General features: G+C 40.1%; 23 protein-coding genes. 14 read left to right on the forward strand and 9 right to left on the reverse strand.

The window, feature by feature from the left end; all coding sequences use genetic code 11:
- Nucleotides 1-58 precede the first annotated feature (58 nt).
- On the forward strand, nucleotides 59-1,096 hold the full coding sequence (locus B9N78_RS11220) for a BMP family ABC transporter substrate-binding protein (protein WP_245805528.1): 1,038 nt from the start codon (nucleotides 59-61) through the stop codon (nucleotides 1,094-1,096).
- The gene (locus B9N78_RS11225) at nucleotides 1,083-2,258 is read left to right on the forward strand and encodes a GGDEF domain-containing protein (protein ID WP_245805529.1); all 1,176 of its coding nucleotides are present in this window, start codon (nucleotides 1,083-1,085) and stop codon (nucleotides 2,256-2,258) included. Before B9N78_RS11220 ends, B9N78_RS11225 begins: the two co-directional genes overlap by 14 nt.
- 70 nt (nucleotides 2,259-2,328) lie before the next feature.
- Here B9N78_RS11225 and B9N78_RS11230 read toward each other — a convergent pair whose 3' ends face one another.
- Both B9N78_RS11230 and B9N78_RS11235 read right to left on the reverse strand, forming a co-directional pair.
- On the reverse strand, nucleotides 2,329-3,006 hold the full coding sequence (locus B9N78_RS11230; protein WP_085102251.1) for a hypothetical protein: 678 nt from the start codon (nucleotides 3,004-3,006) through the stop codon (nucleotides 2,329-2,331).
- A gap of 176 nt (nucleotides 3,007-3,182) precedes the next feature.
- Nucleotides 3,183-4,010 carry a purine-nucleoside phosphorylase gene (locus tag B9N78_RS11235; protein WP_085102374.1) on the reverse strand — a complete coding sequence of 276 codons (828 nt, stop codon included), beginning with the start codon at nucleotides 4,008-4,010 and terminating at the stop codon, nucleotides 3,183-3,185.
- 101 nt (nucleotides 4,011-4,111) lie between these two features.
- On the opposite strand from B9N78_RS11235, the gene B9N78_RS11240 reads away from it, so the two are divergent.
- The 12 genes from B9N78_RS11240 to B9N78_RS11295 all read left to right on the forward strand — a co-directional run bounded on the left by B9N78_RS11240 (nucleotide 4,112) and on the right by B9N78_RS11295 (nucleotide 17,039).
- Nucleotides 4,112-4,870: a motility protein A gene (locus tag B9N78_RS11240; protein WP_085102253.1), complete on the forward strand. Its 759-nt coding sequence runs from the start codon at nucleotides 4,112-4,114 to the stop codon at nucleotides 4,868-4,870.
- The gene (locus B9N78_RS11245) at nucleotides 4,867-5,619 is read left to right on the forward strand and encodes an OmpA/MotB family protein (RefSeq protein ID WP_085102255.1); all 753 of its coding nucleotides are present in this window, start codon (nucleotides 4,867-4,869) and stop codon (nucleotides 5,617-5,619) included. Before B9N78_RS11240 ends, B9N78_RS11245 begins: the two co-directional genes overlap by 4 nt.
- A 54-nt stretch (nucleotides 5,620-5,673) precedes the next feature.
- Nucleotides 5,674-6,042, forward strand: a complete 369-nt coding sequence (locus B9N78_RS11250) for a PilZ domain-containing protein (protein ID WP_085102257.1) — start codon at nucleotides 5,674-5,676, stop codon at nucleotides 6,040-6,042.
- A 44-nt stretch (nucleotides 6,043-6,086) separates the two neighbouring features.
- Nucleotides 6,087-7,502, forward strand: a complete 1,416-nt coding sequence (locus B9N78_RS11255) for an ATP-binding protein (protein ID WP_085102259.1) — start codon at nucleotides 6,087-6,089, stop codon at nucleotides 7,500-7,502.
- A 36-nt stretch (nucleotides 7,503-7,538) separates the two neighbouring features.
- A complete protein-coding gene (locus tag B9N78_RS11260) occupies nucleotides 7,539-9,791 on the forward strand; it encodes an acetyl-CoA carboxylase carboxyl transferase subunit alpha/beta (protein WP_085102261.1) in 2,253 nt (750 codons plus the stop codon).
- 184 nt (nucleotides 9,792-9,975) lie between these two features.
- Complete coding sequence (locus B9N78_RS11265; protein ID WP_085102263.1) at nucleotides 9,976-10,626, forward strand: biotin/lipoyl attachment domain-containing protein; 651 nt, start codon at nucleotides 9,976-9,978, stop codon at nucleotides 10,624-10,626.
- 33 nt (nucleotides 10,627-10,659) lie between these two features.
- Nucleotides 10,660-11,007: a hypothetical protein gene (locus B9N78_RS11270; protein WP_085102265.1), complete on the forward strand. Its 348-nt coding sequence runs from the start codon at nucleotides 10,660-10,662 to the stop codon at nucleotides 11,005-11,007.
- A gap of 35 nt (nucleotides 11,008-11,042) precedes the next feature.
- Nucleotides 11,043-11,609, forward strand: coding sequence for a single-stranded DNA-binding protein (locus B9N78_RS11275; protein WP_085102267.1), 567 nt, complete (start codon nucleotides 11,043-11,045; stop codon nucleotides 11,607-11,609).
- Nucleotides 11,610-11,887: 278 nt separating this feature from the next.
- On the forward strand, nucleotides 11,888-13,117 hold the full coding sequence (locus tag B9N78_RS11280) for a site-specific integrase (RefSeq protein ID WP_085102269.1): 1,230 nt from the start codon (nucleotides 11,888-11,890) through the stop codon (nucleotides 13,115-13,117).
- The gene (locus B9N78_RS11285) at nucleotides 13,110-14,633 is read left to right on the forward strand and encodes a tyrosine-type recombinase/integrase (protein WP_170921412.1); all 1,524 of its coding nucleotides are present in this window, start codon (nucleotides 13,110-13,112) and stop codon (nucleotides 14,631-14,633) included. Before B9N78_RS11280 ends, B9N78_RS11285 begins: the two co-directional genes overlap by 8 nt.
- Entirely contained in the window at nucleotides 14,630-16,645 is a 2,016-nt protein-coding gene (locus tag B9N78_RS11290) for a hypothetical protein (RefSeq protein ID WP_085102273.1), read from the forward strand. The genes B9N78_RS11285 and B9N78_RS11290 overlap by 4 nt, the downstream gene beginning before the upstream one ends.
- A complete protein-coding gene (locus tag B9N78_RS11295) occupies nucleotides 16,620-17,039 on the forward strand; it encodes a hypothetical protein (protein ID WP_085102275.1) in 420 nt (139 codons plus the stop codon). Before B9N78_RS11290 ends, B9N78_RS11295 begins: the two co-directional genes overlap by 26 nt.
- 96 nt (nucleotides 17,040-17,135) lie before the next feature.
- Here the strand turns inward: B9N78_RS11295 and B9N78_RS11300 are convergent, their stop codons facing one another.
- The 7 genes from B9N78_RS11300 to B9N78_RS11330 form a co-directional block, all read right to left on the reverse strand.
- Nucleotides 17,136-17,450, reverse strand: coding sequence for an AsnC family protein (locus B9N78_RS11300; protein WP_085102277.1), 315 nt, complete (start codon nucleotides 17,448-17,450; stop codon nucleotides 17,136-17,138).
- A gap of 89 nt (nucleotides 17,451-17,539) precedes the next feature.
- Nucleotides 17,540-18,409 carry a hypothetical protein gene (locus tag B9N78_RS11305; RefSeq protein ID WP_085102279.1) on the reverse strand — a complete coding sequence of 290 codons (870 nt, stop codon included), beginning with the start codon at nucleotides 18,407-18,409 and terminating at the stop codon, nucleotides 17,540-17,542.
- A gap of 173 nt (nucleotides 18,410-18,582) precedes the next feature.
- The gene (locus B9N78_RS11310) at nucleotides 18,583-19,062 is read right to left on the reverse strand and encodes an Sbal_3080 family lipoprotein (RefSeq protein WP_085102281.1); all 480 of its coding nucleotides are present in this window, start codon (nucleotides 19,060-19,062) and stop codon (nucleotides 18,583-18,585) included.
- A 181-nt stretch (nucleotides 19,063-19,243) separates the two neighbouring features.
- Nucleotides 19,244-20,425 carry an AMP-binding protein gene (locus B9N78_RS11315; RefSeq protein WP_085102283.1) on the reverse strand — a complete coding sequence of 394 codons (1,182 nt, stop codon included), beginning with the start codon at nucleotides 20,423-20,425 and terminating at the stop codon, nucleotides 19,244-19,246.
- A 5-nt stretch (nucleotides 20,426-20,430) separates the two neighbouring features.
- Entirely contained in the window at nucleotides 20,431-21,375 is a 945-nt protein-coding gene (locus B9N78_RS11320) for a beta-ketoacyl synthase chain length factor (protein ID WP_085102285.1), read from the reverse strand.
- 2 nt (nucleotides 21,376-21,377) lie between these two features.
- On the reverse strand, nucleotides 21,378-22,559 hold the full coding sequence (locus B9N78_RS11325; protein WP_085102287.1) for a beta-ketoacyl-[acyl-carrier-protein] synthase family protein: 1,182 nt from the start codon (nucleotides 22,557-22,559) through the stop codon (nucleotides 21,378-21,380).
- 3 nt (nucleotides 22,560-22,562) lie between these two features.
- Nucleotides 22,563-22,817: a phosphopantetheine-binding protein gene (locus B9N78_RS11330; protein WP_085102289.1), complete on the reverse strand. Its 255-nt coding sequence runs from the start codon at nucleotides 22,815-22,817 to the stop codon at nucleotides 22,563-22,565.
- Nucleotides 22,818-22,834: the final 17 nt, after the last annotated feature.

A 22,834-nucleotide genomic window follows, 5' to 3' on the forward strand; every position in this document is an offset into this window, starting at 1 on the left:
TTAAGATTGCAGTAAGTTAAATCAATAGCTAGGTGTTAACTGTTGGAGATATTTTTTAATGGTTCTAAATAAAATGGTGGTTATGCGTAATTTTTATATTTTAAATGTGTTGCTTTTGGCATTTTTTGTAAGCTTTGTCAGTGCTTATGCTGATAATTTTAAACCTGTGGTGGTTTATCAGGGTAGTATTGATAAAAATTCATTTAATCTGGCCATTCACGAGGGTGTTCAACGTTTTTCTGAAAAAACTGGAGCGAATTGCACCGAAGCTGTTGTAGGCTTTAAAATGAATGATTACCTTAAAACAGTTAAAAAATATGCAGACGAAGGTTATTCCCCAATATTTATACCTTATGGAAATCACTTTGTTCAGTTGGTAAATTTTGTACGCAAATATCCGGCTAGCAGATTTATTGTACTTGGTACTGTTTATGATGAGCCGAATATATTCTCTTTTATTATGTCTGAACATGAAGGTTCCTTTTTAGCAGGAGCTTTGGCGGCTATGGCTTCGAAAAGCAAGGTTATCGGTTTTGTTTCAATTCAAGATATTCCTTTTCTGCGCCGCTTTTGTTGCGGGTATGTTCAGGGCGCAAAATATATTGATCCTCACATAAAAGTTCTTAAAGGTTTTACCGGTAATTATCCGGGGGCGTGGTTTGACGGTAATGCTACAGCAGCACTGGCAAACAATATGATAGATAAAGGGGCGGATGTCATTTATCAGGTGGCAGGTGGGGCAGGTCCAGCTGTGCTTAAGGCTGCTGCGGAGCGTGGAAAACTTGGAATCGGTGTGGATATAAATCAGAATGGTTTATATCCCGGCAGTGTTCTTACTTCAATGATCAAGCGTACTGATAAAGCTGTTTTTGCCGCTTTGATGCTAGCTAAAAGAGGTGTTTGGCGCGATAATTATAAAAGGCTCGGACTTGAGCAGGATGCTGTCGGGGTCGTTTTTGATGAAAACAACAAATCATTGGTCAGTTTTGAAATGCGCGCGCGTATTGAGAATATAAAAAATGAAATTGAGCTTGGTTCAATTCGTGTTCATGATTACACTGAGGATATGAAGTGCTCTGCTTGTGTTAATAAATAAAGAAACAAAATTTCATAGTGTAGCCCTGTACTTAATCATGGTTTTGCTGCTTGGATTGTTCCTTCCGCTTGTTACCGGTATGATCATAACCCTTGAGCAGGAGCGGATAAGGCTGGAAAAAAAGTTGTCTGAGTTTCACCGCGGAACTATTAAAACACTTGCGATAGACACTCAAGATGCAATGTTATCATTTTCTCCGGAAGAGGTTCGTAATATTGCAAGTTCGCTTCTGAAAGATGAGCGCATAGTCAGTATTGAAGTTTTTTCTAAACTTTTTGACGTTTACCTTTTGCGGGTATCCAAAGAAACACCAGATCATCAATTTGACTCTGCGTCTCTGCGAGAAGAGATTGTTAAAGATGGTGAAATTTTGGGTTATGTCCAAGTTAAAATTGATAAGGGGTGGGTTATTCCACGAATTAAAACTTATCTGAATCATATTATAATTTTATTTTCATCTATGTTTTTAAGTACTTTGCTACTGGTAATACCTGTAATCTATTATAAAATATTAAAGCCTCTTACGCGACTTACAAAGCAGGCAGAAATTTTGTCTAAGGGAGAGCTGGGAATTGCGTGCGAGTGGCAGGGTAAGGATGAGTTGGCCATGCTTGGCAATACTTTGGATGACATGCGCAGTAAACTTAATGCTAATTTTAATTTAATGAAAGAAATGGCGGTAACTGATGAGCTTACCGGCCTTCCTAATAGACATGGTTTCTACGCAGATATTGAAAAAATTATGCACTTGAGCAAACGGTATAAACGTCCTTTGTCTATCGCCATTTTTGATTTAGATCATTTTAAAATTGTCAATGATACCTTCGGACACGGGGTTGGTGACGACGTTTTAAAAGAGTTTGCCCGCTTGATTCGAAGTAGGATTCGCAAAGCTGATCTTTTCGCCAGGATTGGAGGTGAGGAGTTTGTTATGGTTATGCCTGAGACTTCAATTGAAGCCGCAAAATTGTTTCTGAATGAAGTTAGAGAAGCAATTTCTGCAAATCCATTTGCCCATGGGGAAACTGTGACTGCCAGTATCGGGGTCACCGAATATTCCGGAAATGAGCAACTTGATCAGCTATTAGAAGCAGCTGATATCGCCTTATACAAAGCTAAAAATAACGGACGTAATCAGGTAGTAGTTGAACTTACAGCTTGATAATAATAAAAAAAACAGCCTTGTACTGAGATAATATCAATGCAGGGCTGTTTTATGTTGGTCTAAATTTTTAGTTAAGAATATTTTGTTCGAATCCGGGAAGAATGCGGTCTGGCTGCTGACTATAGCTTGGTTGAAAACTGTTCATGTCTTTATCCTGATTACTCAGGGGGCCGGAAGTGTTGACCATAGGAGTTATATCTATATCCTCCGCATTGGGCAGAAGTGACTTTGTTTGACCGTTTAACGGCACGGTCCAGTCCCAAGATCCGAGAATTTCACCGTCATCAATGGTTGAAATTGCCGCTGTCATATAAATAAGTTCAGGGCCTACCGTGTATGATCCGGCAAGAACACATTTTTCGGGCGGCTCGACGCCCTCAGACGCAGCTTTCATTGAAAAACGGGAATTGTCGGCAACTATGGCATATCCTTTTTGCGCTAGCCGTGATGCCACCTGCTCTGTTGCAATTTGCGCAAAATCTGTTTTTAAGGTGGAACCGCGCAGACGAAAGACCGTAACTGTAATCGGTGACCCCAGTGGGAGAACTTCATCAAGCTGGGAAGCTATTTTGTCTCCGGCATGATAGTTGATCTCAATTAAAGGAGTTTCATCTTCTGCGAAAAATGGACCTGTGGTGGGTCTTTCTCCTATATAATTGATAGTATCCTGCTGCTGTTTTGCACATGCTGAAGCGGACATCAGTATGACGGCGGTCAAAACTATGATAAATTTTTTGCCTTTCATGAAAAGCTCTCCGTTTACAAATAAAATTGCGTGAGTATTCTGCCACTAAATCTAATGCAACGGTGATGCCACGCACTAAAAAACACGTTATGCCAGCTGATTAAATTAATATTTATTTTCTCAGCCGGCATAAGATGCGTTAGATAGTCAGGATAATGACTCGCTTTGTATCGCTTTTAATCCATACGGGAGATAATCTCACGAATAAGCGCAGACATGGCAGCAGATGATTTTGATGCCTGCTCGATTACATCTTCGTGAGTTGTTTCAGCCATGCAGTCCGGCAGATTTTTATTTGTCAGGCAGGCTATGCCCATTACTTTCATTCCCATATGAACGGCCGCAACAGCTTCTATTGCTGTGGACATGCCGACTGCGTCACCGCCCAGAAGTCTGAACATTCTGGTTTCAGCCGGAGTTTCAAGGTTAGGGCCTGAAAGCTGGATGTAAACACCGCGTTCAAGCCGGACAGATACAGCCTTTGCCGCTTCAAGCGCCGTTTTTATGAGTTCTTCGCAATAAACTTTGCTCATATCAGGGAATCTTAATCCCCATTCTTCATAGTTGTGTCCGGTCAGAGGCGACTGTCCTGTAAAGTTAATATGATCAGTTATAAGCATCAGGTCGCCTGCATCAAATTGCGGGTTGATAGCTCCGGCAGCATTGGTTAAAAAAACTTTTTTGATTCCGAGCGTTCCCATTATGCGAATGCTTGTGCAGGCTTCTGCTGCAGAATAACCTTCATAAAGGTGGAATCTGCCGCTGAAAACCAGAACGGGTTTTTTATTCATAAAACCATATATTAAGCGGCCGCTGTGCCCTTTGACTGTTGACTGCGGAAGTCCGGGGATTTCTGAATAGGGAATTTCAATTGCGTTATCTAATTTTGTGATTGCCTCTCCAAGTCCTGAACCTAAAATAATTCCTGTGGTTCCAACTTGAAAATTATCTATCTTTTCTAGTATATGACTGGTAATAGAACTTGTTAGATCGGGGGAGGTCATAGTTTCAAACTCGTAGTTTATGGGTTGATTTATTGTGGACATGCCGGGCATGTTTGCTGCATCATTCAGTTTACTACTAACTTAAAAGAGAATGGGATTCTATGGATTTTTCCACACTAATCGGAATGCTTGTCGGGCTTTCTCTTGTTGTCGGTGCAATCTTTATGGGCGGGGCTGTTGATATTTTTGTCAATCTTCCCGGTATGATGATTGTTATAGGCGGCACTCTTGCTTCTATCTGTGTTGCTTTTCCTTTCGAAGAAGTAGTGCAAGCCATTATTGCCGGTTTCAAAGCCTTTGCTTCACGAAAAGTTAAGGTGAATGAAGTTGTCAATATTATGGTTAAGGTTGCTGAAATAAGCAGACGTGAAGGGCTCATTGCTCTTGAAAATGTGCAAACAGAAAATGTTGTTTTAAGAAAATCCTGCCAGCTTATTGCTGACAATGCTGATCCTGAACTTATCCGCACTACTCTTCAAATAGAAATATCCGCCATGAAAAGACGGCACAAGATTGCGCATGATGTTTATAAACGTCTTGCGGGACTTGCTCCTGCTTTCGGTATGCTCGGAACTCTCATCGGGCTTGTGCAGATGCTTTCAAATCTTGAAGACCCGAAATCTATCGGTCCTGCAATGGCTGTCGCTATTTTAACCACTTTTTATGGTTCAGTTTTGGCAACTGTCCTCTTTATACCTATCGGGGCTAAGCTTAGAGCCCGAACTCTTCAAGAACAATTGCATCTGGAAATTATTTTCGAAGGAGCTAAATGTATCCTTGAAAATAATAACCCGAGACTTGTTTACGAAAAATTGTCATCTTTCCTCGCTCCTAAAGATAGAACGGACAGTAAGCCATGAGTAGTGAAGAACTTAAATCTTCTATTTTGCCGGATGATATTGAAGACGATGATGATGATTCCAATGAGTGGATAACTACTTTTGCCGATTTATCTATGCTTTTGCTGGTCTTTTTTATTTTGCTTTATTCTATGTCTGAAGTTGATGCTAAGAAATTTGATATGACATTTCAGTCTGTTACTAAGGCTATTACCGGGAAGCTAGATAAAATAGCTACAAGTAAATCTGCGCGTGAAGAAGCCGGAGAAATTTTAAATCAGGTTGTGACGCGCAGAGAAATTATTAAAGCGCAGAAGAAAGTTTTTGAAGATGTTAAGTATCTCCAGACAACCAAAGGGGTTGAGGGGATTATGAGTGCAAACTTTGAGGACGGGAATATTATTATAAATCTTCCGTCTGATGTATTGTTCAATCTCGGCGAAGTTACTTTGAGCCCACAAGGGATGCAGGCCGTTGCATCGCTTAGAGATTTTTTTGTTAAGCACGCTGATCAGTATATAAATATCAAAGGGTATACTGATGATATTCAGCCTTCCGCAGGCAGTCGTCTTAAAGATAACTGGGAAATTTCTTCGTTGCGTGCCGTTAATGTTCTTAGATATTTGATGAAACTAGGAATTAAGCCGAACAGGCTTACTGCAACCGGACTTGGAGAAATGGACCCGCTTGTTCCGAATAATTCTCCTCGCAACCGGCAGCGTAACAGGCGTGTTGTATTTGTACTGGATAAAATATTAACCGGGCCTTAATGGATGAACGCATAAGTCAACGGTAGTAATCAGTTGAACAAGGATGGTAGTGAGATGGATTTATCTTACGATAGTGCAAATAAGGCGAGGGGAGCCTTTCGGGCAAGTGTTCCGGGGCTTGCTATAAGAATCAAGGGATATCTTGCTTCTTATAGTGTTAAAGATTTCAGTGTAAACGGGCTTGCTTTTGTTGCCGGAAAAGATTTTTTTGAGGTTGGAAAGCAGCTTCACGTAGATTTGCTTTTAGGTCAAAAAGAGATTCTTCTTGGAATGACCTGTGAGGTTGTCAGGCACATTGGAGATGGATTGATGGGCTGTGTCTTTATAGATCTTGATAAGTATCAGGAAGAAAGGCTTGATAAGCTGGTTCTTGAAATTCAAAAACGGATGATTCAGCTTCGCAAGAAAAAAGGCGCATCCTGATCAAAGACGTCTTCAATTTTATTATCAGGCGGTAATTTTAGACTGTGTACAGTGGAGAACATCGGGTACTTATAGCTAACAGAGGTGAAATAGCGATTCGAATTGCTAAAGCCTGTATTGAGCTTAAACATCGTTTTATATGCGTTTATACCGAAGCAGACCGAGACAGCGGTCATGTTCGTTTTGCCCGTGAAAGCGGAGGCGAGAAATCGCTTTACCGTATCAGCTCATACCGTGATGACAATGAGATTTTCAGCGTTGCAGATAACTGTGATGCTACGGCAATTCATCCCGGTTACGGCTTCTTTGCCGAAGATTTCCGCTTTGCCCGCCGCGTTGCCAAAAGAGAGAATCCGCTGATTTTCATAGGTCCTTCATGGTGGGTAATCCGTGAACTTGGCGACAAAATCAATACAAAACATCTTGCCAGACGTCTTAAAGTTCCGACTATTCCCGGCTCTGATAAGCCTATTTATAATGAAATTGAAGCGATTGAATTTGCCGACAGTCTTTTTTCATTCCAAAAAGAACAGGGTTTCAAAGCTACTGCGATTATGGTTAAAGCCTCTGCCGGCGGCGGGGGAATGGGAATTGAAGAAGTCACTGATCAGGATGAATTTCGTTCTGCTTTCAGACGGATCCGTAATTATGCCAAAAGGCAGTTTAATGATGAAGGTGTGCTGATCGAACAGCGCATTTACGGATTTAATCATCTTGAAGTTCAGATCGTTTCTGAACGGTCCGGTAAAAAACATGTTCATTTCGGGACTCGTAACTGCTCTATTCAGAGCAGCGGTAATCAAAAACGGATTGAAGTAGCACCGGGATTTGCACCTGAAGGCATTGATTACATTTTTAATGCTGCGGATGTGCTTGAGCGCATTACAGACCATTCGCTTTCAATGGCAAAAGAAGTCGGATATGACAATGTGGGGACATGGGAGTGGATTGTAACGCCTAAAGGTGATCCTTTTCTTATGGAAGTTAATACCAGAATTCAGGTAGAAAACGGCGTTTCTGCTGCCATTGCAAGTATCAACGGGAATGAGGTTGATATAGTTCGCGAACAGTTGCGGCTGGGCCTTGGTGAGGAGTTAGAATACTCCCAAAGGGATATTGCACTTAAAGGGCTTGCACTTGAATACCGTATTCTGGCTGAAAATCCTGATGACAATTTTTCTCCGTGGGTAGGGACTATTTCTAAATTCGGCTGGAAAGAACAGGACTGGCTTAAAGTTTATACACAGGTTCCAACTGATTGTGATTATGAAATCCCGACGGAATTTGACCCAAACTTAGCACTTGCGATTGTCCGTGGAGATTCATTGCAACAGCTCCGTGATAGAGGAGTCTCTTTTCTAGAAGGATTGAAATTGCAGGGGGCAGATCGCTTCGGAAATGAGCTGCAATCTAATATCTCGTATTTAAAAGATAAAACCTCCAGAATATTAGAGTTTTAAATAATTTTATAAATGTTTAACTGAATCAGGGCGTAAATGAAAACTGATAAGCGCATTGATGCGCTGAATAAACGACTGGATTACATTAAAGATGTTTTCAAAAATCAGGAAAATGCAAATGTTGCTATGCTCAGTTCTGAGCTTAGTGAATGTAACGAGTCGCGTTTAAAAATTTCTCATCAGGATTCAGAACGTCAGCTTGTCAGGATTGAGAATCTGTTCAGTTTTCTTGAAGCCAAGCTTGAGAAAGAGCTGACCCCCATGGACAGAGTCCGCATTGTAAGGCATCCTCAGCGGATTTGTCTGACAGATATTTTAGAGAATGTTTATGATAATTACACTGAGCTCGGCGGGCTTGGTGAGTTCAGTATTGACCCGTCAATGGTTATTGCGCAGGCGTGCATAGCCAGAAGGGTCGGTAATAAAATAGTGAATCAGCCGGTTATGGTTATCGGGCAGGAAAAGGGACACGGGCAGGAATTTCGCAACGGCGGATCAGTCAAGCCTTGGGGGAACGCTAAGGCTTTGCATTACATGAAAGTCGCTGAAGCGGAAGGAATTCCAATTCATACCTATATTTTCACTCCCGGTTCGTATCCTGTCGAAGATTATCCCGGCGCCGCGCAGCAGATAGCAAAAAATATTTATGGAATGAGCCGGGTAAATGTACCGATAGTTGCCGTAATTTCCGAGGGAGGATCGGGAGGAGCAGAAGCTATAGGTCTTGCCGACCGTAGGCTGATGCTTTCGCATGGATATTATTCCGTAATTTCTCCTGAAGGAGCTGCTGCAATTGAAGCTAATCTGAGCGGCGGTGAGCGGGTCAGTGAAGAGTTAATTGCAAACTGCGCGCGTAAACTATGCATTACGGCTGAAGATAACTTCGGACTGGGGTATGTGGATAAAATTATTCAGGAACCTGTTCTTGGTGCAAAACCTTATCATTATGATTTTTTTAGAAATTTAAGATCTGAGCTCATTCGCGCGACTAATGACGTCTGCGCGTCCGCCGGATGGGCCGCTTCAATTAGACCGAAATGGCTTAGCTATAAGAACAGCGAAAACGGACAAGATCCATTCATGCGCTGGGAGTTAAGCGGTGGAGCCAGAGCCAGACTCATTGAACTGCGCCATAATAAATTCAGAAACCTTTCGACTTCTGCGTATATGGATAATCGCTCGATTTTCCTGAAAGTTGGCTCTGCCTTGCAGGGAATTGCGTGGTCTACCAGATCATGGGTTTTGTATAATCTTGTAGGGCGTGGAATCCGTTTCGCTAAGCAGGGAGTTGAAGGTATTCAGGCCGAGGCCCATCTGATTAAAAACCGCACTTCCCACCTGCTTAAAAACGGGAATAGTGAAAACTCTACTGAAAATAAAATTTCACCGGAAATGAGAGATAAACTTTTGTGTCTATCAGGTCCGAGCGGTGGACCGTGTCTGGAAGAGGGGCAATGGAAATACAGAAGCCCGCAGGCGGCCGCAGACAGGACATTAACCTGTCCTAACTCTAAAGAAGAAGGCTGCCTTGACCAATGGGGACCGGATCTCTTCGGTGATTTCGGCGGGGTATGCAGTAATTGCGGTCATCATTTTCCTATGGAGTATCAGTGGTATCTTTATAATGTTTTTAATTATGCTGAAGGGTTTGAATTTAATTCAGGAATAGAATCTGCTAATCCCCTTGATTACGAAGGATTTGATCTTAAGCTTAATGAAGTCCGTAAAAAAACAGGGCTTCGTTCTTCGTGCATAACTTTCGAAACTCGCATGAATGATATAAATGCCATTGTAATCTGTATTGCTGCGTCGTTCAGAGGCGGGTCCATCGGAGCGGCGGAAGGTGAAAAAATTATCCGCGCAGCTGAGCGGGCTCAGCGCAAGCAGTTACCGCTTATAACCTATGTTCACGGGACTGCCGGAATACGGATACAGGAAGGAACGCACGGCGTTATGCAGATGCCGCGCTGTACAATGGCAGTACGCAGATATATGGACGCTGGTGGACTCTACCTTGTTGTTTACGATACTAATTCTTACGGTGGATCGGTAGCCAGTTTTCTTGGATGTTCTCCGTATCAGTTCGGGATAAGATCTTCACGGATCGGTTTTGCCGGACCGCGCGTAATCAGCGAAACAACGGGCATAAACGTTCATCCTAATTATCATATTGCTTGGAATGCACTTGCCAGAGGACATATTCAGGGAATATGGGACCGCAGGGAAATGGGTAAAAATGTGTATCAATCCCTCTTGACCATGGGGGGTAGAAACCTCTACTACCGTTAACGGGTGTTTTTTTCGGCATATCTACGGATTGTCCAAAATCATTTGGTGAGTTAAAGAAGAGAAGTTCTTCGTCCATTTTGTCAAATACGTATTCAAATTGTTTGTTATTTTAAACATTTGAAATACTATTGCCGTTACAGACTTTTGATGGCAACCAACAGAAAATAATTCAGAGGTTCATATAATGTTGAATATTAAAGAGCTGCTTGAAGAAATTAAAGCTTCTCCATACGAAGAAGTTGAAATTTCCGTTCCGCATACTGGAAAAATTGAGTTTTGTAATCTTAAAGCCGGTGACAAAGTAAGCGGACCTATCGGGGAATGGAAAGAAAAACCCGGAACCGTGCTTGCCAAGTTGACCAGAGAAAGAAATACCAAAAATATTTATGCTCCTGAAAAAGGCGAAATTGTTTCGATCAGACAGGACCTTGAAGGTCAGTTTGTTGAAGCAGGTGAAGTTCTTATCAAGATTCGCCATTTTCTATCTAAAGAAGAAGTGATACACCTTATTTTGAAGAAGGCTCTTTTTCTTTTTAATTCTCCTGAAAAGGCGAAATATTATTTTACGCCTGAAATTGATACAAAGATTAAAGGGTCCGGTGAACGCTCTGTAAAAGTTCGTGACGGGCTTGAACTTTTTATTGTTTCGCGCATGAAAAGAGAAACTCCTTTGAACTATGCTGGACCTGAAGGTCTTATTTATGCAGTTTATTTTCATAATGGAGACAATGTTGATGCCGGTCAGCCCCTTATCGGAGTTTGTCCCGCTGACCAACTCAAGCATATCCAGGAAGTTGTAAACCGTGTCCAAAGTGAATGGGAAGAAAGAGACTGATCATTACATTTTTAAACCTGAGAGGATATTCGTATGGGAAATGTACTTCAGATAAGAGTCATGGCTAAAACTTACGATGAATCTCAGGTTGAGAAATCATGGCCGTGTTTAGTGGCATTGACATGGGCAGAGCCACGTTCCGAAGGACGGCCGCATGGAGTGATTGAGCTGGTTGAAGATCTTAAGGATAAATTTGAGCTTGGTATGCTGCCTAAGGCAGAAGAGCAAGAGCTTGGGGAATCTATAAAGAAGGCTTTTAAGTTCAAGTTGCAGATTGAAGATGCGCTTGGAGACTGGAAAGCAACTGAAGCCAACACAGTAAGTTTTGCTCTGGAAGATTTACTGGATGATTTAGAGAAGCAAGCTGTTAAAATTAAATAATAAGAATACGGATATTAAATATAAAGGAGTCGCAAATGGCTGGAAGCATGAACAAAGTTATTCTGATTGGGCGTATTGGACAAGATCCTAAAATTTCATACACAACCTCCGGTCAGGCTGTGGCTAGTTTTTCAGTTGCCACTGATGAAGGGTATAAAGATCGTAATTCAGGGCAGAAAGTTGAAAAAACTGAATGGCACAATATTGTAGCATGGCGTGGTACTGCAGAATTTGTAAGCAAGTATCTTAGCAAGGGCCGTTTGGTTATGGTTGAAGGTAAGTTGCAGACTGATAAATGGCAGGATAAAAACGGGCAAGACCGCTATACAACTAAGATTCAGGCTACCAATGTTCAAGGTCTGGACAGCCGTCAGGGTGACGGTGGATATCAAGGCCAACAGGATCAGTACAGCCCTCAGGCTCAGCAAGGCCAATACAATCAGCAGCCACAGCAAAGCCAGCAGAACCAGTATAACCAGCATCCTCAGCAGAATACTTACAACAACAATGCTCCGCAGCAGCAGAACGGCGGACCGCAGGATGAAGATCTTGGACCTGCATTTCCTTCTGAAGCAAGCGGAATGGACGAAGTTCCATTCTGATTCGTCGTGTGTAGAGAGTGTCCAGTTACCGACGGGAGGATTGCTTTTAATCCTTGAACTGGTAGGCCGTATAAGATTTTATGGAGTGGTTTTAACCACTCCTTTTTTTTGACTAATCAGTGAGATTTGTTGTGTGTCTTGAGTTGTACTGATTTTTCGATTACATACTGTAATTATGATTATGAGGTGTGGCTGTCCCGGTTCCAGTCACCATACGGGCTTCCTTCCACCGGGACAGCCACACCTCATAAAGGGTGAGACTAAAAGAGAGCGCTAGTATGAGCTTCAAACCCGAGAGCAATAGATTTTTTGTACATAAGGCAGTGTTTTCTACTGGCGAGAGGTTTCCTGTCGTCTTGAACAGGAAAACGTCTCAGCCTGTGATGCTGGCAACACGGTATATTATAGACGAGAGACGTGAAACACGGCAGTCCTCTACTCTTGATAGAGATGTGAGAGTTCTTTGCTGGTTTTATGAATGGTGCTCTTTTGTAGGAATTGATCTTGAACAAAGACTGCGTTCTGGAAATGGATTTGTTTCTAAAGAGATTCAAGGTGTGGCAAGATGGCTACGGTCTGGGCGGCATAAGAAATTAATTGGGTCCATTGGAAAACTTGATGATCAGATAGACTACAAGGGGCCAATTCTTCAGCCACAAACTTTTAACTCCTATCTAGCTATAATTGAATCTTTTTTAGTGTGGGCTACGTATGAGTTTGTTCCAAAAGCTAACCTTGACACTGAAATTGATAAGAATATTCAAGCTGCCAAAAGGCGAATCAATCGAATTTTTAAATCGTATAAAGCCATAGGATCAGTTGAACAAGCCAAACGCTATGGTTTGACTCGTGTTGAGTTAGATCTGTTGCGCGATTTGATATGTCCAAGAAGCAAACAGAATCCATTTCGAATTCAAAATCAGTTTAGGAACCAATTGATCCTCGAAACCATGCTTTCAACAGGAGTTCGGGCGGGAGAGCTTTTAAAGTTGCGAGTTCAAGATATACCGCGAGGCCCTAAGCAGACATTGTCGATAGTCCGGCAGCCAGATGATTTGGCAGATCCGCGCAAGTATGAGCCGAGCGTTAAAACTCGTTCTCGTGAAATTCCTATTCCAAGAACTTTGGCCGTGAAATTAGCTAAGTATGTTCAATCTACAAGGGGAAAATGTGAGCATCAGTACTTATTTACCTCTTCAAGACAAAATTATCCTTTATCTAAGGCTGGGTTAAGCAATATTTTTTCAGTTTTACACAAGTATTTTCAAGATTATAGGCAAAGTTTTCATCCGCATTTATTACGGCATACATTTAATGATCTTTTAATGGAGCGGGCAAAAGAGATCGGAATGGATGATGATGTACGGGGGAAGGTTCAGAATTATTTAAATGGCTGGGCTGAAGGAAGCTTTCAAGGCGAAGCTTACACTCGCAGATTTGTGGAATCCGAGGCTTTACAGATTGTAGGCGAATTTCAGAATAAAATTTGGGATGATAATAATGGTTAGATTAAGGAGTAAATCTACTACTGTAGAATCTAATGTCTTTTATCAATGGGAGAATCCAAGAATTGTTTATGATAGATTTGGACATTCCGTTGATACGATCGGTAATGCTTGGGAGTTAACAGATCCATCATTAACGGAAGTTCTTAATTGGAATTTGATTCGTGTTGAAGATTCTCTCTTGAATTCATTTAAGTGTTATATTGCCTATTGCATTGAAGTAAAGGCCGCTAGAACTGCAAGGAATACCTTTTATTATTTTTTAGAATCGATAAATAAATCTTACGAGTATTGGAGATATCCATTGCAGATGGATGATTTGTTAGGAATATTGGATTTTTTCCGTTCAAAGAGGACTGAACATAAATTTCATTGGATAAGGAAATGGTACACTTGGTGTGCTGATGTTGAAATCCCAGGGTTTTATCAAGAAATAAGTGAAGAGTTACTAGATATTAAAGTTGCAGGTAATGAAAAAGGGGTGGCCGTTCTGATTGATGATGACGAAGAAGGCCCACTTGATAATATTGAATATGATTTACTCCGTTCCGTGGTCAAAAAAGAGGTTGGGACTCTTCTTGAAAGAGTTTGCATTATGTTGTGTATGGAGCTTGGTTATAATCCGAAAAATTTGGTTCTTATTGAGAAACGAGATTTTAAGAAAAACATATTTAACGATGACCAAATTTATTATTCCTTAAACGTCCCGCGGATTAAAAAGAGATTGGCCAGTAGGGTTGTACGGTCTCGCAAGATATCAAAACGGCTTGGAAAATTTATTGATGAACTAATACACTCAAATTCAAAATACGACAGTAACTATGGGGATAAATGTCCGGTACTCTATAGTCGTAATAAGCGTTATTTTGCTTCGAGCTCTATGAAAAGATTTGAACATCATATGGTTACATCTGAATTTACACAACTCATTGTCAACTATGCCAAAAAAGCGAAAATTGTATCTCCCAGAACAGGGGATATACTTCATCTTACCCCGCGAAGATTACGGTATACCTTCGCTACTCGTTTGGTTGAACAAGGGGCTTCTCCTTCTGTAGTGGCAGAAGCTCTCGACCATACTGATTTACAGAATGTAGGTGTCTACTTCAAAGCACGAGGGCAGATTGTTGGAGATTTGGATAAGGCATTGGATTCAAATCCTCACTATAAGGATATAATAAATAAATTTCAGGGTATTGTCTTAGAGCGAGATCAAACAAGCGGGATTCCAACAATTCCAGGGCAAATCTCGATATATAAGAGCCTCGGAGGTATTGGTGGCTGTGGATCGAAGTCTTTATGTAAATTTTATCCTCCGCTTTCATGTTATTTATGCCCAAGTTTTCAGGCATGGAGAGATGGACCTCATAAGGAAGTTTTAGCTGAATTAAAGGAACTTGCTCGGAGAGTTGCAGCTTCGTCAGGATATCCAGTAGCGCGAATTAAAAATCAGGTTGATGATGTGATTGTTGCTATTTCCCAATTGATAACTAAGATTGAATGTATGGAGGAGTCATGAGTCCGAGTTCAGAAAGGGAACGTCTACTTTTGTTAATTGAGAATGCAAAATTTTTACCCGTATATCCTGATGTTAACTGGAATGAGCATGTTTGGGATGTAACGCAGTATGAAAAAACAAAAGGCCATAAAAATCGCGCATTTCGTTTAAAATTTTTACAGAGACATAGCTCTCGTGTTGCCTTAGATAAAAGAATTCCATTTAAAAGTGATTTTGCAGAGTGGTGCAAGTGCATGATCAAAATGAAGCAGATGAAAAGCAATATTACTTTCAATCAGCATCAGGTAAAATTGAATTCTATGGGGATTCTGCACGATATTTTGAGCATAAACGATGCTAATTGTGATCCCACCCTGTTAAATAAAAAGAATTTTAAAGCGGTAGAAGAGGTCCTGATTAAGGACTTCGAACAGACAACAGCTTACAGAATGTCAAAGACATTGGAAGAAGTCTCGGATTTTCTTGACCATCATCGGCTGACTAGAGTTAAGATTAGGTATAAATCACAGATAAAAAGGCCTAAGTCTGGAGATTTAAGGTCTAAAGAAGGTCAAAAGCGTGGTTGGTCAAAAATACCCTCTGAAGAAATTTTTGAAGCTCTTGCTGAAATTTCTAACAACACAATTGATAAGAATGAATTAATCTTGATTCGAATTGTTGATTTGCTTGTTGTTGGAGGTTTCCGAATTGGAGAAGTCCTTTCGCTTCCAGTTAAATGTTGGGTAAGTAAGCCTCAGTTCTCTGATTCAGGCAAGCCATTGATCGATGAGGATACTGGAAATCAAATTGTTAGTTGTGGAATAAGGTATTGGCCAGAAAAAGGTCATGAGCCGTCGATTAAATGGATTCCTTCTCATGCTGTCCCACTGGCGAAAAGGGCTATTGAGGACTTGATAAAAGAATGTGGCAAAGCCAGAGGGCGAGCTCGGATTCTTGAGCGCAATACTAATAGGGTGCCATTCTCGGCGCAAAAAAGTTCAAAGGATTTAATTACAACAAACGAAGTTCAGAAAATAGTGGGTTGTCGATGTGGTGGGGATTTTGTAAGGCAACTTGGCCTTAAGCCTGCAAAAGTTGAATCTTTTGAAAAAGGAAAGAGATATTTATATCGTGTCGGAGAGATTGAGACAGCATTATTTGAACGACTCAGGCCATTAGTTGTTCTTGAAAGAGATAATGGGAAAAAACAGGTGCTCTCAGAATCTTTATGTGTTTGTTATTTTTATCAGTTTAAATCAAGCAGTACTAATAAGTTGATTGCACAGCCTATTAATGAACAACATATATCTGATTTATTGGGAGGAAGAAAAACAGTTAAGTCAGCCTTTAGTCGTCGGGGAATGAAAGCCTCAGATGGCAGTGCATTTCATGTTAATACCCATGCTTTCAGGCATTGGCTTAATACACTAGCAGATAACGGTGGGTTAAATGAATTGCAGCTTGCACGTTGGATGGGCAGAAAGGACGTCAGGAATAATGAGGCGTACAAACATGGCACTGTTGCACAACGGGTGGAAATGTCCAAGAAATTGATTAAAGACGGTGGATTGGCAGGGCCTATTGCTGACGTATATGAGGGACTTGATCCTGTGGAGCGTGAACTCTTTTTAGAGGCTCATGTTAATACTGCCCATTTCACTCCTTATGGTCTTTGCCTCCATGACTATTCAATCGAACCATGTGAATATCATCTGAAGTGTCTTGATGGCTGTCTAGAGTATCTTCGAATTAAAGGGAATCAGCAAGAAAGGAAAGAGCTTAAAAAATTACAAGTGGTTTTAGAAATACAAATTGCAAAGTATCGTGATGCTAGTGGGCAGTTTGTTGAATCTGAAAATCCCTTCTTGAACCATTCATTACGACAGTTGGACGGGGTTAAAGCTGCTTTAGATGTCGATGCTGATAGTGACACAAGCATTGACAAAGTCATAATTAGTGTTTTTCCAAAAGCAGGTGAGAAGGATAAAAGTGGTGAGGGAGATAAAGATGGCGCGTGGCAGAAGACAGCTTAGAGGAGATAAACTTAAGGCTGCAATTCTGGCTGAATTGGGAAGAATGTCAAATTTGTCACCTAAAACCGATCCAATTTCTATTTCCAGTCTAGCTGATAGGCTTAAAGTTTCACGACAATCTATTTATTCAAATAAATTTAAACCATTAGTTGATGAGTTTGCAGAGCTGCAGCGTAGTAATTATAATCAGAATATTGAAGTAGGGATTAAAAGGAAACCTTTAGAAAAAAGAATTGAAGATCTTGAAAAAGAAAATGCTGATTTAAAAGCACGCCTTGATAACTATATAGAGCGGTGGGTTGCAATTGAGTATAACGCAAGGATGATGGGAATAAATGCTGATGATCTATTTGTTGTAGCTCCCAAACCTCTTCGGAGTATTCGGCGAAAATAAAAGCCGAAACGCTATTTGGTTTGCGAAGTCTGGTGGATCTACTATACAATTGTACAAATGAAGGTTTACGTAGGTTAGCTTATACGGATGGAATTTTTAGCTATATACATTATTTAAAATTTCATTTTCAGCCATGTAAATCGTGATATTCAATTTTCTTCGTCTCCGCGAAACTGAAGTCACAGAGCATTTTATTTTCTTCGCAAGTTCCTGGTCAGGCATTGAACCTAGCCGGTGATCATATTTTTTCCAGTTAATCTTGGGTGGTGTAGAGTTAAAGGGTTTGATTTTTAATTTCAAGCGGCGCTTAGCCACTGTCGGAGCCTCACACCCTATCTGTTTTGCAATTTCATAATCGATTTTTGTGCCAAGTAATTGGTCCCATCTGCTCCAGTCAATTCTTTTTCCCATCAGCGTTCCTTTCTTTAAGAAATCTTCTTCGGCATTCTACAGAACAACTGCTACACTTAATTTTTTGGCAAGCTCCACACTAGACAAGTTCAGCAAGATGGTCCTTGTTGGCCCCCTCTGTAGGGGGCAATATTAAGTTTTTTGCGTCTATTATAAACAGATTTTGGTGAGCATTTTATAATCTTAGCAATTTTTGGGTCTGACTTTGTTCCAAGAAGATGATCCCATTTTTTCCAATTTATAAATTCACTTTTAGGTAAGAAGGGAGGAATGTTTAAGGCGTTTCGTTTTCGCCTGATACAGGTAGTGCTGTAACCAATTATTTCAGCAATTTTATTATCAGTATTAGTCCCGAGTAAGTGTTCATACTTAATCCAATCTATTTTTTTTTGTGGTTTAACAAAATCTGGAATGCCTAACTTCTTGCGTCGTTTGGATACGGTTGCACTTGCGCAGCCTATCTTTTTTGCAAGCTTATAATCCGTATCCGTTCCAAGTAGATGATCCCATTTGGCCCAATCATTAATTTTGCATTTTTGCTTTGCATCAATATTAAGAACTATACGTCGATCATATACAGTTCGTGTTGAACATCCTATTATCTTCGCTACTTCAGGATCTGTTTTAGTTCCGGCAAAATGATCTAATTTTTCCCAGTCAATAATGGGGTTTTTAGCCGTATACGAAGGTATCCCCAACTCTTTTCGTTTGCTAGTGACTCTATTTGTAACACAGCCAATTTTTTTAGCAATTCTTCTATCTATATCAGTGCCAAGTAAATGTTCGTATTTTACCCAGTCCAAAAAAAATTGTCTAATAAAGGCGGAAATCCCTAGTTTCTTACGTCTGAGGGATACAGTTATAACTGCACACCCTATATCTTTTGCAAGGCTACGATCTGTATCTTTACCAAGTAGATGATCCCATTTAGACCAATCAATTTTATTAACACATTTCACTCTGTACTCATTATTTATATATTTTTATCTGTCAGTACGTTTGCCAACATCTGAAGTAGGTGATTTCGTTTTAAATGTATTAATTCAGGGCGTTCATTAATAATATATATTATCCTCAAAGAGTAACGCTAACAAAATATAACATCCTAGTTTATTGGTTTATTTTCAAACTATTAATTTGATGCGTCTTTTTTTGAGGGTTTTGTGTTTGGTAAAGGGTAATGATCAATTTTTGAAGAAAGCATATCCATCATTTTAGAAATTCTAGTACTGCCTTTTTCAAATTTATAAGAATCCCATTGGCCCACGCGAAGATTTACTTTTCCAGCTTCTTTTCCTAAATGGTAAGCTGATATTTCAGCATCTGAAAGAAAAAGAGCCAAGTCCCATGACCATCTACCATAGTATCTCAATGTCCAGTCACAAATTTCATTATTTGAAGTTTGTGGAACCACTTGGTATGCAATTTTTTCTTTATTAAGCCATTCCTCCATGGCAACTAAGAAGCCAGGTCTCGTTTCTGGATCTTCGATAATACAAACATGTTGAGCCTGAAGGATATCTGGCGCAGGTCGATTAATTACATCAAATTTTCCACATCCAGTCATTATGGATAATATTGAGACTAAGCAAAACAATTTTAAAATCTTCATCCTCTCCCCTCCTTTATAAGGTCATTTGGTGTAGTCTAATTTGTGTAATTTGGTCAAGCTGTTAGATGAAAAATAGTTGTGATAGTATCATTGATTCGTTTCTTGTTAAGTCTTCAATTTATATCAGTTGTTATGAAATATAGATTGTTGTATTAAAGTTAGGCTTTTTGAGAGCAGAGGGTTACCAATCAGTAAGTTTGCCTACATCCGAAATTGGTAATTCCGTTCTAAATGTATAAATTTTAGGTCGTTCGTATATGGTTAGATTCGAGGATGCGAGAGAGCTAATCTCGCGTTCAGTCTTTCCTGAATCTATATCGGTTTGTGATACGTTTGGAGTAGGAATGATGACAATCTTTAACCTGTCTCCTTCTTCTGGTCGCATTAAGCGCACTGAACAGTCGCAAACAGGTGGAAGTGTTTTAAAAAAAGCTTCTATTTTGGAAGGATATACATTTATTCCTGCAACTTGAATGGCTTTGTCTACACGTCGTAGGGGAATAAAATTGTACTCATCCTTCCATTTTAATGTGTCTTGTAATTGATAAGAAATTCCATCGTGTTCAGCTGAGTTAATTCTACGCAATGAATTTTCTTCTTCTTTTTTCCAGTATGGAAATAAAGTGTAATTAACTGTCGGGGAATGTCTAAAGCCTACACCACTTGTTTCAGAGGAGCCGTAGACTTCTGTCATTCGGCTTAGTCCATTTGCTCGTAAGGTTAATATTACGTCTGGGGGGCAAGGGGCTGTGGATGTTACTCCATAGATATCTGATGCAAATTTTGCTTCAGTATTTTTTAGTTTCTTCCATAGAAGAGGAAATGAAATAATAAGATCTCCTTTTCTAAAGTTTTTAACAAGATCGGGCGTTGGCATGGGGTGTTTGTGGCAGGCGGGGATCTCTAGTGCTTTGGGTAACAGTACGGAGAATAGAAATCCATATATATGATGCCTAGGCACAAGATTGACAATTCTAGTACGATTTTTAAATTCTTTCGCTAACGAATAAATCTCTTGAGTTAGGTCAGAAAAGAAATGTGAGGATGGAGTTGGAGTTCCCGTGCTTCCTGAGGTATAAAAAGTGATTTTCTTAGGGTTTCCTTTTGTGAAGGCAAAAATATTTTCTGCCATAGAGTAAATATTAATTTTAGAAAGTTGTTTTTGGGGTACATCAAACATATGGGCTATCTTTTTAAGCACAACTTCAAGGTTTGAAATTGATGTCACATCCGGTATGAAAGAATTTGCTAATGTACCGTTAACCAGATTATCCATGCGTTTCTGAAAATTCATTTCTGCGAGTAATGTTGAAGAAATAATTTCCAAAATATCTTGTACTGTTAGGCTGTATTTAGTGCTCATATATGTTAATTTATGTGGTTAATATTTATGATTCCAAAGCCGTTGTTCGCTTTTTCGATGCAAATTGCATGTCCTTTTTGAGATGCAAATATAGCAGAAGCAATAAGTTCTATCCCTGCAGATGTGGGCATATCTCCACCATATGCTGAGGTTGCTTTAATGCCTATTTCGTTGAGCTTACTTAGTGTGCGTGCAGGTGCGAATACTTTGTGGGATTTAATTTGCGTGATTATTTGTTCTTGCGAAACTATGTTTAAGTCAATGGTTCCATATTGGACCTTTTGAATTGACGGTTTCGTTAAAACAAAAAATGCTGCCCCTTCACTGACTGTTACTGGGGGACGGTTTGGTCCGAGATCTTTTTCGGATATCATTCGGCTGGTGTTGTCTTTAAGAAGAGGGGTTATTTCATCAACTGCTCCAAGTAGAACTTTTTCTACTCTTCCTTCATCTATCCAACAAGCTGCTGTTGTTAACGCTGAATATACTGGACTGTGTAGTTGACAGATAGTTGTATATGGGCAGCTTAGGTTTAAAAATTGACTTAGTACAGCTGTCGGAATGTTATGTACAGAATGTGAAAATGCAAGTGGTGACGCGCAATTTGTGCCAAAATCAAGGATTGAGTCCAAAAAATCAAATGTTTTTTGTGAAGGTCCATATCCTGAGCATAAAATTATCCCCATATTCTCTGGAACATTAATTTCATTATCTAAATTTGTTTCCTTCTTAGAGTCTAGTAAAGCACGGCAGGCTGCAAGTAACGCCATTTTAGAATAGTGATCAACTCTCCGTAGCTGTCTCTGCTGAAAAAAAATGTTAAGATCTGAAGTGTCAGCAGTTTCATTTATAGCAGGGATAGTTAGATTCTTAAGTGCTGCTGTTTTAATGATTTCAAAATTTATTCCAGGAGCAACGAGACCAATTCCTGTGATTGCAAGGGGTGTCATCTTTATTTCCGTTTAAATATTATAGCAGAATTATTTCCACCGAAGGCTAGGGATTGAGATAAAGCAAATTCAGCATTAATTGCAGTTTTTAGTTGCACAGGACTAATTCCAATATCAGGGTCTTGTGTTGAGAACCCGCTTGTAGGCATGAGTAAACCATGTTTGAGCGACAAGATTGTCATGACAGCTTCAATTGCTCCAGCTGCCCCTAAAGTGTGCCCTGTGAAGCCTTTAATTCCTACGAAAGGAGTACTTGGAAAAAGTTTGTTAATGGCTACTCCTTCAACTTTGTCATTGTTAATTGTTCCTGTGCCGTGGATGTTAATGAATCCGATATCAGAGGCGTTTAATTTGCTACGTCTCAACGCTTCACTAATTGCTTTTATTAACCCGGATGCTTCGGGATGTGGAGCTGTTAGGTGGTAGGCATCACAATGTGTTCCATAACCCATTATCTCTGCAAGCGGGAACAGATCGAGTTCATGCATAGCTTTAGTCCCTGCGAGTACGAGAATTGCTGCTCCTTCACCAAGATTAAGCCCTGTTCTCATTTTATCGAATGGACGAGGGCTATCTGGGCTTGTGATCATCAGTCGTGAAAATCCTGTATATGAAATTTCACTTAAAGCATCTGCCCCTCCGGCAAAGACTAAGTCACATAAACCATTTCTAATCCATGATGCTCCTATGCCTATAGCATCTGTTCCTGAAGAGCATGCATTCGTTACTGTTTGTATAGGGCCGTTGAAGGAATATTTTTTAGCAAGCTCAAAAGCAGGGTTACCGTGTAGATAACTGTGGATGGAGGTCATACTTGGACAACTGCCTTTTCTCCATTCTTGATAGAAATTTTTGAAGTTAAGTGAAGCTCCTGTAGATGTTCCTATGCAGGAACCAATTCTCAAGCTATTAGCGTTTTGTTTTGAAAGATTAGTTTTATGGTAGGCTTCAGCTGCCGTATTAAAAAGTAAATGTAATGTTTCAGTTATAGGTAAAGTTGACTGCTCAGGATTATAATTATTGGGCACTGAAAAAACGGGAGAAGGGGAAGAATCCGCTTGGTCTAAAAATAAAGGTAAGTTTGGGGTTACACTACTGTTCAGCATTGTCTCAAAACATTTTCCAGCTGAATTACCAGCTGCGCAGAGACAACTAACGGCGCAGATACTAACGGGCTGATCCATCTCTTAACCTTTTCTCTCTTCGATAAATGAAGCAAGACTGTTAATAGATTGAAAAGCAATTTTACCTTCATCCATATTTTTGATTTCTACACCAAAATGTATTTGGACAAGAACAACTATTTCAACAGCATCTAGAGAGTCTAGCCCGAGTCCTTCATTACCAAAAAGAGGGGCCGTATTCTTAATTTCGTTGGCTGAAAAGTCTGCTAGATTAAGTTCAGTAATTAAGAGCGTTTTTAATTTATCATGCAACGACATTCTATTTCCTTTTTAGT

The organism is Desulfovibrio gilichinskyi (assembly GCF_900177375.1).
GTDB classification, from domain to species: Bacteria; Desulfobacterota; Desulfovibrionia; order Desulfovibrionales; family Desulfovibrionaceae; genus Maridesulfovibrio; species Maridesulfovibrio gilichinskyi.